At 59.7% G+C, this 14,974-nt stretch carries 9 protein-coding genes; 8 read left to right on the top strand and 1 reads right to left on the bottom strand.

What is annotated here, in order from left to right; genetic code table 11:
- Positions 1-109: 109 nt before the first annotated feature.
- The 3 genes from treF to SIDU_RS14620 all read left to right on the top strand — a co-directional run bounded on the left by treF (position 110) and on the right by SIDU_RS14620 (position 4,648).
- On the top strand, positions 110-1,807 hold the full coding sequence (gene treF / locus SIDU_RS14630) for an alpha,alpha-trehalase TreF (protein ID WP_007686882.1): 1,698 nt from the start codon (positions 110-112) through the stop codon (positions 1,805-1,807).
- A gap of 31 nt (positions 1,808-1,838) precedes the next feature.
- On the top strand, positions 1,839-3,194 hold the full coding sequence (locus tag SIDU_RS14625) for a ComEC/Rec2 family competence protein (RefSeq protein WP_007686881.1): 1,356 nt from the start codon (positions 1,839-1,841) through the stop codon (positions 3,192-3,194).
- 137 nt (positions 3,195-3,331) lie between these two features.
- The gene (locus tag SIDU_RS14620; protein WP_007686880.1) at positions 3,332-4,648 is read left to right on the top strand and encodes an MFS transporter; all 1,317 of its coding nucleotides are present in this window, start codon (positions 3,332-3,334) and stop codon (positions 4,646-4,648) included.
- Here the strand turns inward: SIDU_RS14620 and SIDU_RS19445 are convergent.
- Positions 4,587-5,030, bottom strand: a complete 444-nt coding sequence (locus tag SIDU_RS19445; RefSeq protein WP_158514635.1) for an ROK family protein — start codon at positions 5,028-5,030, stop codon at positions 4,587-4,589. The two genes, SIDU_RS14620 and SIDU_RS19445, sit on opposite strands and share 62 nt — an antisense overlap.
- Before the next feature lie 92 nt (positions 5,031-5,122).
- On the opposite strand from SIDU_RS19445, the gene SIDU_RS14615 reads away from it, so the two are divergent.
- From SIDU_RS14615 to SIDU_RS14595, 5 genes are all read left to right on the top strand, one after another.
- Positions 5,123-5,887 (top strand): IS6-like element IS6100 family transposase, encoded by a 765-nt coding sequence (locus SIDU_RS14615; protein ID WP_001389365.1) that lies wholly within the window; start codon positions 5,123-5,125, stop codon positions 5,885-5,887.
- Between the two features lie 83 nt (positions 5,888-5,970).
- Positions 5,971-9,084: an SNF2-related protein gene (locus tag SIDU_RS14610; protein WP_007682684.1), complete on the top strand. Its 3,114-nt coding sequence runs from the start codon at positions 5,971-5,973 to the stop codon at positions 9,082-9,084.
- Complete coding sequence (locus SIDU_RS14605) at positions 9,081-10,844, top strand: hypothetical protein (RefSeq protein ID WP_007682682.1); 1,764 nt, start codon at positions 9,081-9,083, stop codon at positions 10,842-10,844. The genes SIDU_RS14610 and SIDU_RS14605 overlap by 4 nt, the downstream gene beginning before the upstream one ends.
- Before the next feature lie 67 nt (positions 10,845-10,911).
- Positions 10,912-12,513 (top strand): hypothetical protein, encoded by a 1,602-nt coding sequence (locus SIDU_RS14600; RefSeq protein WP_233431832.1) that lies wholly within the window; start codon positions 10,912-10,914, stop codon positions 12,511-12,513.
- A complete protein-coding gene (locus SIDU_RS14595; protein ID WP_007682678.1) occupies positions 12,491-14,959 on the top strand; it encodes a phospholipase D-like domain-containing protein in 2,469 nt (822 codons plus the stop codon). The genes SIDU_RS14600 and SIDU_RS14595 overlap by 23 nt, the downstream gene beginning before the upstream one ends.
- The last annotated feature ends 15 nt before the right edge of the window (positions 14,960-14,974 follow it).

The raw sequence follows: 14,974 nt of genomic DNA, 5'->3' as shown, positions 1-14,974 counted from the left end.
GGCGATGGCCCGAGCTTCGGCTCTGGCCATACCTTCCTGCTTAGGTAGTCTCCAAGTGCGTCGATCCACTTCTTCAATTCTGATTTCTTCTGGTCGCGCCCTGGCAATCATGGCGTCAGTCAGTGGCATCACTCTGGCAATGGCTGCGCCTCGCTCCTCGATCTTGAGCAGGTTGCCGGCAGGAAGTCGGCCCATAGCGGTATCGACGCCCGCGCAATCCGACGCCACGATCCGCAGAAGGCCTTCCGAAGGATCTGCGCGATCGGCGTCCGAGCGCGCATTAGAGGTTTCCCGCTCGGCCAAGACGCCCGCGGACACGTTTGGCCCGCTTTACGACGCCGTCCAGCGCGCCAAGGTTTTTCCAGACAACAAGACGTTTGTCGACCTCATCCCGAGAGAGACGCCCGACACGATCATGGCAGCTTTTCGCGCCGAGAGCCCGCAGACGCGCGATCAGCTCATGGCCTTCGTCGGCCGACACTTTCGATCGCAAAACGAGGTGGGCGCCAAGCCCAGACTGCGCGAACATATTAAGGCTCTGTGGACGATCCTCGCCAAGCCACCGCTAGCGGTCGTGCCAGGCTCTTCCTCGTTACAACTACCCAACACATTTGTCGTGGCGGGCGGCCGCTTCAACGAGATGTATTATTGGGACAGCTATTTCACGATGCTCGGTCTCAAGGCCGATGGCGAGAAGCCCCTGATCGAGGCGATGCTCGGTAACTTTATGTCGCTCGTAGAACGATATGGGCACGTTCCTAACGGCACGCGAAGCTACTATCTGACGCGATCACAGCCGCCATTTCTGTCCTTCATGATGGATCTATCGGACAACACCGATCCCGTCATCAACGCGCAGCGCCTAGAGGTTCTCAAGACCGAGCACGCATATTGGATGGCGGGGAGCGATTGCCTGGGGAAGGACGGAACCTGCCAGCACGTCGTGCGAATGCCCGACGGCAGCCTGCTCAATCGCTACTGGGATGCGCGCGACACGCCCCGCGACGAGAGTTATACGATCGACGTCGCGACTGCTGCCGAGGCTGCACCGCGACCCGCAGCCATGGTCTATCGAGATCTCCGCGCGGGTGCCGAGAGCGGATGGGATTTCAGCTCGCGCTGGTTACGCGACAGCAAACGTCTCTCGACGATCCACACGACCGAGATCGTCCCGATCGACCTCAACAGCCTCTTGTTCAATCTCGAGCGCTCGATCGCGCGTCGTTGCGCCTCGGCGGAAGACTCAACCTGTGCAGCGAAGTTTAGGCGCCTTGCCGATGCCCGCCGCACCGCAATCGACAAGTATTTATGGAACGCGACCGAGAAGCGTTTCGGCGATTGGGATAGGTCTGCGGGTAGATTGACGGCTTCGGTCAGTTCGGCGGCCTTGTACCCGCTGTTTGTTGGTTTAGCGACGACCCTTCAGGCCAACGAAACGGCGAAGCTGACCGAAGCGAGACTCCTCGCGCCAGGTGGCCTGCGCACGACGACGGTCGGGACCAGCGAGCAATGGGACGAACCCAACGGCTGGGCGCCATTGCAATGGATCGCCGTCCAGGGTCTCGATCGTTACAACCACACGGCGCTCGCTGACCAGCTCGCAAGCCGGTGGGTACGGACCGTTTCCGGCTTCTACGACTGCACAGGTCGCATGGTCGAGAAATACGACATCGAGAGCGGACTGGCAGGCGGTGGCGGGGAGTACCCCGTTCAGGACGGCTTCGGCTGGACGAACGGTGTGACACGAGCGCTCCTCGATCGACCGGGGATCGAGAGATCGATCGTCGCGTCATGCCCAGCGAAGTGATCTCATGAAATCAATTGTTCGGAGTAGAGACATGTCGGAGCGCGCCGGGTTGAGAACCACCTTTCTTGAGCGCGCAACGAGCGGACTCAGTCGCTGGCGCACGCGGAGAGAGCGCGCACTGCTGGCCATCGCGGTCGTGCTCGCGGCATCTGCTTCCGCGCCGGTCATGGCGACACCGTCCGAAGATCAACTTCCGGCCTGGACCAAGGGTTATTTCGATATCCATCACATCAGCACAGGTCGTGGCAACGCCACCTATTTTGTGTTTCCCGACGGGTCGACGATGCTGATTGATGCAGGCGAAGCTGACCCATCATTTGTCGAAATGGTACAGCCCCTGAAGGCGTTTCCGCCAAAGCCCGACGGTCAGCATTCGGCCGGTTACTGGATAGCCGACTATATCAAGCAGTTCGCCCCGGCGGGGCGTCCTGTGAAGCTCGATTACGCGCTCATTACCCATTTTCACACCGACCACATGGGTACGATCACCGCCGACAAACCGCTGTCGAAGACCGGCGCTTACCGCCTTGCCGGCATAACTGAGGTGGGAGACCTGATCCCCATCAGCACCCTGATAGACCGTGCCGCGCCCAACTATGATTATCCCGTCGATCTTCGTCGGTGCGCGGGCGAACTGTCGGGCAACAATGGGATTTCGCTCGCCAATTACCTCAGCTTCGTTGATTATCGTTTGCGGCATGGGCAAGCGGTCGTCGGTCTCACGCCTGGCGCCCTAGATCAGGTTAAAGTATCCCAGCCGTCGGCATTTCCAAGCTTTCATATCCGCAACATCTCTTCGAACGGAATCATCTGGACTGGTGCTCGTGATGAAACACAGCATTACATTCCAGAAGGTGCAGTAAAAGACTGCAAATTCGATGAAAATCCGTTTAGTAACGTGCTAACGTTTTCCTATGGACGCTTCAAGTATTACACGGGTGGTGACATTCCAGGAGTTCCAAGTTACAATCAGCCATGGTGGCGGGATATAGAAACCCCTGTTTCAGCCGTGGTGGGACCGGTAGACGTCATGTTGCTCGATCATCATGGCAATCGTGACACCGTAAATGAAAATATTCTGCGAAACCTAGCTCCGCGTGTTCTGATCCAAGAGAATTGGCTGTCACCTCAGCCGGGCGAAGAAGTAGTTAACAGGATGGCCTCGAAGGGGCTGTACTCAGGACCCAGGGACGTTTTTGCCACCGGTATGGCACCCGAAACCCGATTTGCAATCGGCCCAATCATGGACAGCATTTACAAGAGCTACAACGGTCACGTCGTCATCCGTGTCGCTCCAGGCGGTGAACGCTACGAGGTCTTTGTTCTCAATGATGAGACGAGCCGGCGCAACGTCCTGAAAAGGTTCGGTCCATACCGATCGAAATGAGTTTAGCGCGGTTGCAACGTTGAGGGCCATCAAAGGATCGCTGCCGGCTTCCGAAGCTGCTGGGCTTTACCCGAATGAAGATTGAGCGCTAGGGTTATCGATCAGGAGAATCGCCAGGAAGCCCTTACGGAAGAGTTATGGACGCCGTGTCCAACAAGGAAGTTCCCCATTCCGACGGGCAGACGCTTCGCTCGGTAGCGCTCGCTTATGCGTCTGCTCACTTCGGCAAGAGCATCTTCTGGTATGGTAGCGAGTCTCTGTTTGCGTTTTTGCTGACCGAAGTTGCCCAGCTCGGCCCCTCCTCGGTGGGTTGGGTGCTGTGCGGAAGCTTTCTGCTGAGTGCCCTACTGGACGTAGTGGTGGGTGTGCTCCTTAAACGCCGCCTCTCGAGCGCCGTATCAGCCGCCCACCTACAGTTCATGGGGGCGCTAGCCACATCGGCAGCCCTCATGTTCCTATTTGCAGTCCCAGCAATGAGATCCGAAGCTCCTTTGACTTTGTCTGCAATCGCGATCTTGCTGTTCAGGATCGCTTATGCCTTCATCGATATTCCACAGAATTCCATGCTGAGTTCAGTGGTCGGCACGGTCTCAGACAGAGCCTATCTCGCTGCTGCACGGCTCGCCGGGAGCGGTCTTGCTGCCCTCACGGTTGCCGGCACGGTGGCCTCTCTTGTCTATTCGATCGAGACGATGCGCGCGCCGCTGCTGCTCGGGCTTGGCATTTTCATGGCGATCATCACCGTCGGTGCCTGTGCGATGCTTTATTTCACGGTCCGGGATGACGGCCGTGACCCGGCCTTGCCTGTCCCAGCCGAAACTTCAGTCATGTCCCTCGGCCGAAAAATCGACTCGATGGCCTGGCTGCTGATCGCGGCAATGTTCATCACATCCTTCGCGAGCCCGGTGTTCACCAAGCTCCTTCCTTACTACGCCGCATCGCATCTTCTCGATCCGGTTCTTGGCACGATCACGATCTCACTCATCTCGGTCGGCATGGTGCTGGGGCAGCCATTTTGGCTTCGCGCTCTGAAAGATCGATCCGGTACCATGAAGATCATGGTCACTTGCCTCAGCATTTCTGCGACCGCTGCCCTCTTCGCAGCGGCGGGCACGGGCGCCGCATGGTCCATCCTGCCCACCGCCTTATTATTTGGCGTCAGCAGCGGCGGTGTTGGGACGGCCCTATGGTCGGCATATGGCGACGTCATCGCCGACACCGGTGCCGGAAATGAGGGCGTGGCCTACGGCCTGTTCACAGCCTCCGCGAAACTCTCGCTAGCGATTAGCGCGGCAGGAATCGGCTTGCTCCTTGAGGATACCTCGTTCCGCGAGGTGACAAGCAGCCGCCTGCTGTTCGGAATGACGCTACCGGCGATGATCGCCGGGGTGCTTACTGTTCTGCTCCTGCTCCTCTGGCGGCGGCGATGGGAGTACGCGCGCCCTGCGGCGTAAAAAAGGTCGCGCGTAGCGGTAGCATCGCTGCACCAATGGCCGCCGCGTCCGATAGCACTTCCGCTGGCACTAGCCTTGCGATCGGACGGGCGACCGAGCGACGCCGCTGGTCAAACATTTCAACCTTGGCCGCCAAGCGCTGGGCCAAATCGGTGGGAATGAGGCCTCCCAGAACGATGGCGTCGAGGTCTAGGATGGCCGTTGCGTTCGAGATGATGATGGAAACAGAATCATGCACACGAGAGATCCACTCATCGATCGCCTGCCAAGACGGATCGTAATTGGACACGAGCTCGTCAACAGTCTCGAAGCTGATTCCGTCACGGGCAGCTAACACACGTAGAAGCTCCAGATTCGGGAACGGGTAAATATTGGGGGGCAAGCCACCTGCGAATTCGCCGGCGTTGCCATAGGGCTCTGTTGCAAAAATCGTGAAGCTTGAGCATGCTTGGCGGAGATTGGACGGACGGAACGATGACGGATTTCAAGTGGCGCCATTTCCAGGGTGATGTGATCCTGTGGGCGGTGCGCTGGTATTGTCGCTATCCGATCAGCTATCGCGACCTTGAGGAAATGCTGGCGGAACGCGGCATTTCGGTCGACCATACGACGATCTATCGCTGGGTCCAGTGCTACGCCCCGGAGATGGAGAAGCGGCTGCGCTGGTTCTGGCGGCGTGGCTTTGATCCGAGCTGGCGCCTGGATGAAACCTACGTCAAGGTGCGGGGCAAGTGGACCTACCTGTACCGGGCAGTCGACAAGCGGGGCGACACGATCGATTTCTACCTGTCGCCGACCCGCAGCGCCAAGGCAGCGAAGCGGTTCCTGGGCAAGGCCCTGCGAGGCCTGAAGCACTGGGAAAAGCCTGCCACGCTCAATACCGACAAAGCGCCGAGCTATGGTGCAGCGATCACCGAATTGAAGCGCGAAGGAAAGCTGGACCGGGAGACGGCCCACCGGCAGGTGAAGTATCTCAATAACGTGATCGAGGCCGATCACGGAAAGCTCAAGATACTGATCAAGCCGGTGCGCGGTTTCAAATCGATCCCCACGGCCTATGCCACGATCAAGGGATTCGAAGTCATGCGAGCCCTGCGCAAAGGACAGGCTCGCCCCTGGTGCCTGCAGCCCGGCATCAGGGGCGAGGTGCGCCTTGTGGAGAGAGCTTTTGGCATTGGGCCCTCGGCGCTGACGGAGGCCATGGGCATGCTCAACCACCATTTCGCAGCAGCCGCCTGATCGGCGCAGAGCGACAGCCTACCTCTGACTGCCGCCAATCTTTGCAACAGAGCCGATCATCCTGTTAGGGGGGAAGTTTCACTATGTTCGAGGCAGGCGAACGGGTACGGCTGAAAAACGATCCGGCGGTTGTCGGTGTCGTAACCGACCGGCCGCCCGAAGAACGAGCAGGACGCACCTTCTTTCAGATTGAGCTTCCGACAGGCCGCCGAAGTCTGCCGGCAAACCAGCTCGAACATGTCCTGGCCGCCCCCGATGCGCTCGTGGATCTGCGAAACGGCAAACTCTCCGCCCCAACCGATTTGCGACGCGCTCTGACCCATCTGCGCATGACGGGCCGCCTTGCCGACATGATCTACAGCATGGGCGCGACGAACACCGAGTTTCACGCTTACCAGTTCAAGCCGGTCCTCAAGCTCCTGAACGCGCCCTCTCGTGGCTTGCTCATCGCCGATGAAGTCGGTCTCGGTAAAACCATCGAAGCAGGGCTCATTTGGACAGAGCTGGTGGCGCGGAATCACGATTGCCGTCGACTGCTGGTGGTCTGCCCCAAGCCGCTCGTCGAAAAATGGCGGGCTGAGCTGCGCAACAAATTCAATGTCGACGCGCGTATCTGCGGTGCCGCCGAGTTGCTCGACACGCTGCGTGACGACCAGGAGCGTCGCGAGGGTTTTCAGGTCATCGCATCGCTGTCCGCCATCCGTCCGCCGCGCGGGTGGGACGATCCTGACGAGCCCGCCTCGGGTGCGCGCGCAGACCTCGCGCGGTTACTCAATGATTCGGCTCAGGATCTGTTCGATCTCGCGATCTTCGATGAGGCACATCATCTGCGCAATGCCGAGACGATGAACCACAAGCTGGCAAAGCTTGTGACCGATGTGAGCGATTATTCGCTGTTTCTTTCGGCCACCCCGATCAATCTGCGCGCCAACGACCTGCGCGCGCTTTTGAAGCTCATCGATCCGGACACGTTCGAACGGGAATATCTCTTCGATATCCTCCAGGAAGAAAATGTCCCGCTGGTGCGGGCTTGGGAAGCGGCACGCGACACGCGCGTGCCGATGCACGAATTGGCGGAGCTTGTCGGGGATCTCCCCGAGGGACGGGTTCTCAAGACCGGCGAACGGCTGAAACGCCTGCGCGAAGAGCTCGAAAAAGGCATCGTCGATACCCCGGCAAACCGCGTGAAATTGGCAGCGCGGATCGAAGAGATGTCGCTGCTGGGATCCACGATCAATCGTACGCGACGGCGCGATGTTGCGGAATTCAAGGTCGAGCGCCGCCCCCAGACGGTAAAATGGCCGATGAATGAGGCGGAAGACGCCTTCTATCAGCGGGCGACACAGCGCATCGAGGCATATGCCTTTGCCAACGACATCAACGAGCGGTTCCTGCTCGCCCAAACCCAGCGACTCCTCGCCTCGAGCCTGGCCACTGCCTATCGCCATTGGGGCGAAAGAAGCGGTTTCCTCACGCTCGACGAGGAGGACGATGCATCACCCCCTGGAGCGTTGCCAGGCCCGCTGATTAGCGCGCTTGGAGAAATCTGCGATGATCCCGCCGTTCTAGCGGGACTGGAAGCCGCCGATACCAAGCTTGCAAAGCTGCTCGATTGGCTATGCCAGTTGCGCGAGCGGGACCCCGATCAAAAGTTCATCGTCTTCTCGAGCTTTCGCCGCACGATCAGCTATCTCGCTGCGAAGCTCCAGGCTGCCGGCTTTGCGATCATGGAACTCCATGGCGGCGTCAAAGCTGACCGCCAGGAAATCGTCTCGCGTTTTGCCGACGCTCCCGCAGGCTCGATCCTGCTGACGTCCGAGGTCGGCGGTGAAGGCCTCGATCTTCAATTCTGTCGCATTCTGATCAATTGGGACCTGCCCTGGAATCCCATGAAGGTGGAGCAGCGGATCGGTCGTATCGACCGTATCGGGCAGCGATCGCCATCAATCGACATCATCAATCTGATCGCCGCTGAAACGATCGAAGAGCAGGTCTATGACCGGCTCTATCTGAGGCTGGGGATCATCCAGGAGACGCTGGGCGACTTCGAACCCATCCTGGGTGAGATCATCCGCGACATCGAATTCATCCTGACCAACCCCGAGCTTTCTCCAGAGGCACGGGCACGTGAATTCGATCGCTCTATCCAGGCTGCAGAGCAGAGGAAAATGCAGGCAGAGGAGCTTGAGCGGGAAGCCCCTGGACTGGTGGCGCATGGCGACAGCATTCTTCAGAAGGTCAAGGAAGCCTATGCGCCGCACAAGCGGCTGACCGAAAGCGACCTGCGCGATTATATCGCCGGCATTCTGGTCAATACGTTCGAGGGCACGCGCTTCGAACCGATCAACGGCATCGACATCGAAGCATATGACGTTCGCCTGTCGCCAAGAGCGCAGGCCGAATTTGGGCACTTTCGGAATCTGAAAGCCCGGCGCTACCCGACCCGCTTTTCTCGAGACGCCGCCAGCGGCGTGAAAGCCGTGTTCGGCAGCAACCCAGACCCGCTGCGCCATCGCAATCTGGAAGCCATTCCGATGACCCATCCGCTGGCGCGCTTTTGCGCCCAGCTCCTCGACGGTCGGCAGGTCGGTGTCGCGCCCCGGCCCGTAACCGCATATCGCGTGCCTCATCAGCCGCATTGGCCTCTGCCCGTAGGCCGATATGTCGTGGCAGTCGAGCGTTGGTCGATCGATGGCCTTTTGCCTGTCGATCGCCTAGCATTCGCTGGCGTCGACTTCGCCACCGGCACAAGCTTGGAAGAAGATGCCGTCGAGCAAGTGCTGATGGAATCGCTGGCCAGCGCCCCTCAGCTCCGACATCTCGAACCGGCCGATCTACCCCATGTCGCGGATGTGATGGCATCGCACCTTTTGCCGGCACTCAAGGAACGCCGAACCGACTTCGAAGGGGCGGAAGCCGCCCGGCACTATGACGACGTCGCCACCCAGCGCGCGCTCATCACGCAGCACAAGGAACGAGAGAAAAGCAGGGCCGAAACCCAGATCCGCGAATTGCGCGCCTCGGGCAGCGCCAAGAAAATGAACATCACATATGCCATACAGGGCAAGCTGAATGCCTTTCTCGCCCGGATGGATCTCAAGCTGGAGCAGATAAACCGTAAGGAAAATGACCTGAGCTTTGACGAGCCAATGCTCGTCGGTATCGCAGTGGTCGAGGTCGCGGAGGCCGGCGCATGAGCAAGAAAGGCAAGAGCTTCGCAAGCTTGGCTGATGCCGCTTCCGCCCTGATGGACCTGCGCACGAGCTTGGCCGGAACAAATGCCCCGTCCCGAAGCCCTGACCGAAAGCCCCCGGCAGCGGACGGCGATTTTGCCGATATCGAGCAACAAATGCTCGCGAAGCAGGCGGTAGGGCAAGGCGAATCGACGTCGTGTCCTCCTCTTTCAACTTTTCCGGCGCGGAACGGGGCAGGCCAACGAGCCTCCAAACTGGGGGCCAAAGCGCAGAAAGCAAAAAACAAGAAGGCCCAGCCACAACCCAAGTCCAAAGGCCCGAAGAAAATCATCCTCAAAGGCCCAGGGATGAAGGCCGCCTATCAGGCCATCCTGGAAGCCGAGCGGGCCGCCGCCGCTGTGAAGCAGCCTGCTCCAGTCGTAGCGGAGCCGGCCATTCCGAGGGACACAATATTCCGCAAGGTCATTGCGGCAGTGAGCAACACCACGCCAATGATCGAGCCACGTCCGGTTTCGATCACGCCCCAGAACCAGGCGATGATCAACCGCGCAATCGTTGATGGCGCGGCGCAGCTCGCGAAAAAGCTCCAGCCTGACCTCGACGACGGTTTCATCGTCGGCTTCGATTTCGGAACGAGTTCGGTCAAGCTCGCCGTGAGCCAGCCCTATCATGCGGATAACCCGACCAAGGCCATGCCCGCGTCTGAAGGCCTACAGTCCTTCGGGCATCCTTATCTTTGGCAGACTGCCTTGTGGCTTGACCCCAAAACTGGCCGTTTTTCGCTTTACCCCCTGCCTGGTGCGGTAACGCTCGAGGGCTTCAAAACCGGTATCATCGGAGCCCATGGGGGCGAGCTGGTGAGGCCCGACGTCAGCATCACCCGGGTCGAAGCGGCTGCCGCCTTTCTCGCCCTTCATTTCGCGCATTTCTTCGGATGGTACAGGCAGGCCAAGCCGCTCGGTCCGGCGGGTGCGGATCAGTTCATGGCCGTGAATGTCGGTATCCCCGTTGCCGCGCATGATGATGCGAGATCTTTCTCGATCTTCAAAAGGATCGTTGCCGCAGCTGTCGAGCTCGCCCCTTTTGCTTCGCGATTGACCCCAGATCTGGTGCGGCAGACACATTCTCGATCGCCGGACCGATTGCCGACAGGCTTTTACCTCGTGCCGGAATTGACCGCGGCAGTCGCGGGCTATGCGTTCGCGCCGACCTCCCAACCAGGCTCCCACATGCTTGTCGATGTTGGAGCATCGACTCTCGATATCGTCGCTTTCAATCTCGTGGGCCGCGAGCGTGTCGCGGTGTTCTCAGCCGCCGTCGAACTTCTCGGCGCCGCTGCGCTAGACAGCGCGCTTAGTCGCCAGCTGAGCGCAGGAGATTTCAAGCGCGCATGCGACCATGAATTCGAGGAGGTCTTTGGCCGGGCGCGCTCGCCTGAACGCGCTCAGGACGGCTTTCACGCCGCCTACCGCAGAAAGCCGGTCCAACTGCTCGTGACCGGTGGCGGCTGCAAAACAGAAGTCCATGACCGGTTCATCGCTGAAATGCCGACGGAAAGGGTGCTGGGCGCAGCCCCGACGATCCACCCGCTCCCGCCGAAGGCCATGACCGACATGTCATGTGATCGATCACGGCTGCTGCTCGCCTATGGCCTGACCCGCGATCTACCGGATCTTCCTGAGATCAAGCTGCCATCACAAGTGCCCTCCATCACGCCGCTGGTGCGAATGGAATCCAGCTTCGTCGGGCCGGAGATGACATGATGCTCGCGCACATTCTTTGCCGAGCCACTGCCTAGAACCACGCCAATATGATTGTGGAAGTATCAAAGTGGCATTCTCCAGCGTCAAAATAATGGAAAATGGGAACGAAGTGAGCGTAGCACTCGAATTATCTGAACAGGACGGCGATCCCTATTGGACGAAGACCGGCAGCTGGACGATGGGCCTCGACCCTCTTGGCCTCCAGGCGACGAGCATCAGGATTTACCAATCTCTGGTTCCGAACATCACGAACATCACCAATCGCCTCAGATATTATGCCTATTTCCCATGGTTGATTGAACTCTACGAAAAGAAGCACCACTCGGATGATCCAGCCCGCTTTGCCCGCTTCATGAGACGGGGCGAGGCGCTTTACGCGCTCGCGACGGTTATCAATGATATGGACGGCAGCGATGGATTGGGCGGAGCAAATTGGGCCAACCAGCAGCGCGACGTAGCGCGCAGCAATGGCATCGACTTCAGGCCGTTCACCGACGACCGAACATCCGAGAAAACCTATCTGCAAGCGGCGCGGGGGAACTATGGGGCGGCTTATGCGCCCACTTTGACCGAAATGGGCTGGCTCACCGCATCTTCCGTGCCGGTCACCCAGGGTCAGGGCCAGCTGGTTTCTGCCGCTTTTGCAGGTTCGATCGGTCCGATAGCAGATGAGATCGAGACCGTCCTGCTTTCTGGAACAGCGACATCGCAGCAGCTCCAAAACATTGGTGCGGCCATCCACCCTGCACACATTCCGCACGGTTCGCCCGAACAGGCCGCGTTGCGCGACTTTCTGCTCGGGCAAGGAGACCAATCCAAGGCGAGTTTAGCGCGCCGGGCGTCTATCTGGCTCGTGCTCGACCTCTATCGCAACGGCATCGAGCCTGGCGACATCAACGGGTTGCGCCAAGCGCTTTACACGCGCGCACTTCCAAACGGGCAACCGTATCAGCCCCCGGGCAAGACCGTCGACCGATGGCGCGCCTATCAAGCCAATGAATATGGACATATTGCCCTGGAGTGCGCCCTCAATGGCCTGATAGGCCTACAATGCGAGAGCTACACCAACGGCATCGAACCACGACAACTCGTCGCCAAACTGGTGGATGAGGCGATCCCGCAGAACACATCAACCTGGTCGGATTGGGCGGACGCTCTGGTCGGGCTCGCCGACAATGACGAGGCGCTTCACGCCGAAGTCGTCCTTGAAAATTTGAGGTCGGGCTTGCAGCCAACACCGGGGACACTACTCGATGCATTCAAGCTGCTCGGCATCCTCTGGGCGAAATGGGCCGAGAACGAGGGAAATGTCCGACCTATCATCGCCGCCGTAGCCGGGCGTGACGGTCGGTCGCTGGACGGCATTTTGCGCACGCTCGATACGGCACGACAGGAGCCCGTTCAGCAAGCGATCGCCGCTGTTCTGTTCAGGCATATTATCATCGATCATCAGATCATCGCCGGCCGCAAGCTTTCGGCGGCGGGCACCTTCACCTATCATTTCCTGGTTGAAGACGGACTGCTGAGCGAAGGGCGGTTGGGGGAGTATGGCTACACCACGCCCCGGCTCTTCAATCTGACCCGGGTGCTGCGCGATGCGGGATACCTGCATGCCAGCGGCGTGACAGCGGACGGGGAGGCGTTCCTTGAACAGAATCAGCCTCTTTAAGGATCTGGCGCGGACCGGATTCCATACCTCGATCACAACGACCTACTCTGTAGACGCGGCATTCTATGATGGATCGCTCCATCATCGGCTGCGCAGCTATGGCTGCGACAACAACATCCTCATGGCCGATGCCAACATGCTGCAGCGCGCGATCGCGCAGACACCGGAATCCTTTGCGCGAGCGGGCTCAGCCTATGCCCTGCTGCCGATTTCCGTGCCCGGCGCCTTCCATCCGAAAGTCAGCATCCGCTTGGGCAGCGATGCCGGTTGCGTGATCATCGGTTCAGCCAATGCGACGGCAGCGGGTTGGGGACGCAACCGGGAGATCGTCGGTCAAATCGAATGGTGGCGCAAACGCGACGATGAGGATGCGAACGCCAGTCGCCAGCTGATCCGCAAGGCCTTCGACTATGTCGCGCCCTGGTTGAAGGACGCTGGACTTGAAGCGATGAAGCGCAAGCTTGATCTGATCGAACGCGATGCGGCCTGGCTGTTTGAGATAGACGCCAATGACGCGCCGCTCGCGCTAGGCGATGGCTCGTTTGTCGATTTGCTGTGCGAAGCCGGAAAAGGCGAGGCTGGCATCCTCATGCGCCTCGCTGGGCTTGTCGGCACCGTGCCCGTAACCCGGCTCATCGTCATGTCCCCTTACTGGGACGCAAATCTCGACGGGTTGCTCGGCCTGATCGATGCCATGCGCCCCCAGGAAATCATTATCGCGCTCAGCGCCCACCGGCCCCAATTCCCACTCGATGGCTTGCCGCTCATACCCGATGCCCGGTTCGCAAGCATCTTTGATGGTAATGACCGCGCGCGCTTCATCCATGCCAAGGCTTTGCTCATCCAGACCGAGCACTGGGATCATCTCGTTTATGGTAGCGCGAATTGCTCAGATGATGCCCTTGGCCTCGCCGACAAAGCGGCCCGCAACGCGGAGTGTTCGATCTATCGCCGGCTCAAGGCGGGCACCGGCCTAGGCGCTCTGGGTCTGGATATTTCGGTGCCGATTGATCGTAAGCATCTATATCCGCAAGCCAAGCAACTGACCGATACCCAGTCCGACGCGGGCATCCCTCCTGGCACGTTGGAAGCCGCCGGCAACACCATCCGATGGACACCCTCGAACCGCATTACGGAGCCGGAGGGTGCCACCCTCGTCATAGCAGAGGGTGAATTTCCATTCCATCCGACCCGCAGCCGTGGCCGGTCAGTCGAGCTACCCAGTAAGCCCCGCCCTCCTCTAATCGCGCGGGTGCGATTGGCCGATGGAACGCTAACCAGCGCCGTCATCGTCAACGATGAGGTCAGCTTGACCCATGCCGCACCTGGCATGGGCGACAAGCGCCTGCGCTCAGCCTTTGCGAAGGTCGAACTGGAGGATGGCGACTTTCTTGAACTGGCAAATCTGGCCGCCATCATATTTTCCGAGACGCCGCAGGGCCGACGAAAAGCGGTGACACCTGCCACGTCGGCGGGACAGGCACGAACGAAGAGCAGCGGCAGCGATGCCGAGCACGAGGTCTATGATTATGATAGCCCGGAAGCTTTCCGAACGGCCATGGCAGCAAATGTCCCGGCGACGGGCGACAGCGGGCGGCTCAATTTTGATGATCCGGACGCAGTCAACCTCCTCAGGATCATCTTGCGTGGGATCAACCTGCCCCAGCAAGAAGAGGGTGATGATGCCGACGACGATACGCTCTACACCGACGAGATGCCGCAAAGCGACGATGATCCCGGCCCGGATCATGGCAACCGCTTAGAGGATCCATCGGGTAGCGAAGACGGCAATCCACCTCCGCGAGAGCCACGGGTTTACCGCCGCGATGAAGCCGAGAGGCAAAGCCTCGACATTTTGAAGGCTCTGGATAGCTTCGAGGCCTATATTGCCCGCCTGGCCAGCGAAGAGACGCCTCCACCACGCAAACTCACGGCCGAAATCTGTTTCATCCTTCGGTTGATGGTCGAGGCCTGCCGCCGTCCCCTCCAGATCAAGGATGGCGATCAGCGCGACGAGCTCTTCGCGCTCGACCTCGTTCCCAAACAGCACGATCGTGAACGTGCCTTCGTCGTTCGCGCCGGGCGCATCCTTCAACGGTTGTGGCTGGGCAGCCGATCGGAAGCAGCGCTGCTATCCCGTATCTCTATCGGGCAGCATCAAACCGAGCTGCCCTATGACTGTTTCGCTCTGATCGTATTGAGCCGTTGGGCCCTTGCCCGCTCGGTAATGGCGGCCGATGGCAGCAAGCAAACCCAGCTTGCGGCATTCGTGACCCGCAGCACGGTCGCCATCTGGAAAACCACCCAGAACTGGCCCTCGCTTGACGGCAGCGCCGAACAGGATTTCGTCCGCAAGCTGGACGGTGCGCTTGGCATTGATCCAGAAGAAACCGAGCGTCTGCTGGGTCATTACAGCCAGCTTAGCCAGCAGATCCAAACAGGCTGAAGGCGTGTCGTCACC

The sequence above is a fragment of the Sphingobium indicum B90A genome, assembly GCF_000264945.2.
GTDB lineage: Bacteria > Pseudomonadota > Alphaproteobacteria > Sphingomonadales > Sphingomonadaceae > Sphingobium > Sphingobium indicum.
The sequence above is the reverse complement of the archived record's forward strand: the minus strand, read 5'-3'. Positions and strand labels throughout refer to the sequence as shown.

Excerpts from the sequence above, each read along its gene's own strand:
- SIDU_RS14605 (WP_007682682.1), top strand. The coding sequence starts at position 9,081 with ATGAGCAAGAAAGGCAAGAGCTTCGCAAGCTTGGCTGATGCCGCTTCC.
- SIDU_RS14620 (WP_007686880.1), top strand. The coding sequence starts at position 3,332 with ATGGACGCCGTGTCCAACAAGGAAGTTCCCCATTCCGACGGGCAGACG.
- SIDU_RS14610 (WP_007682684.1), top strand. The coding sequence starts at position 5,971 with ATGTTCGAGGCAGGCGAACGGGTACGGCTGAAAAACGATCCGGCGGTT.
- SIDU_RS14625 (WP_007686881.1), top strand. The coding sequence starts at position 1,839 with ATGTCGGAGCGCGCCGGGTTGAGAACCACCTTTCTTGAGCGCGCAACG.
- SIDU_RS14615 (WP_001389365.1), top strand. The coding sequence starts at position 5,123 with ATGACGGATTTCAAGTGGCGCCATTTCCAGGGTGATGTGATCCTGTGG.
- treF (WP_007686882.1), top strand. The coding sequence starts at position 110 with ATGGCGTCAGTCAGTGGCATCACTCTGGCAATGGCTGCGCCTCGCTCC.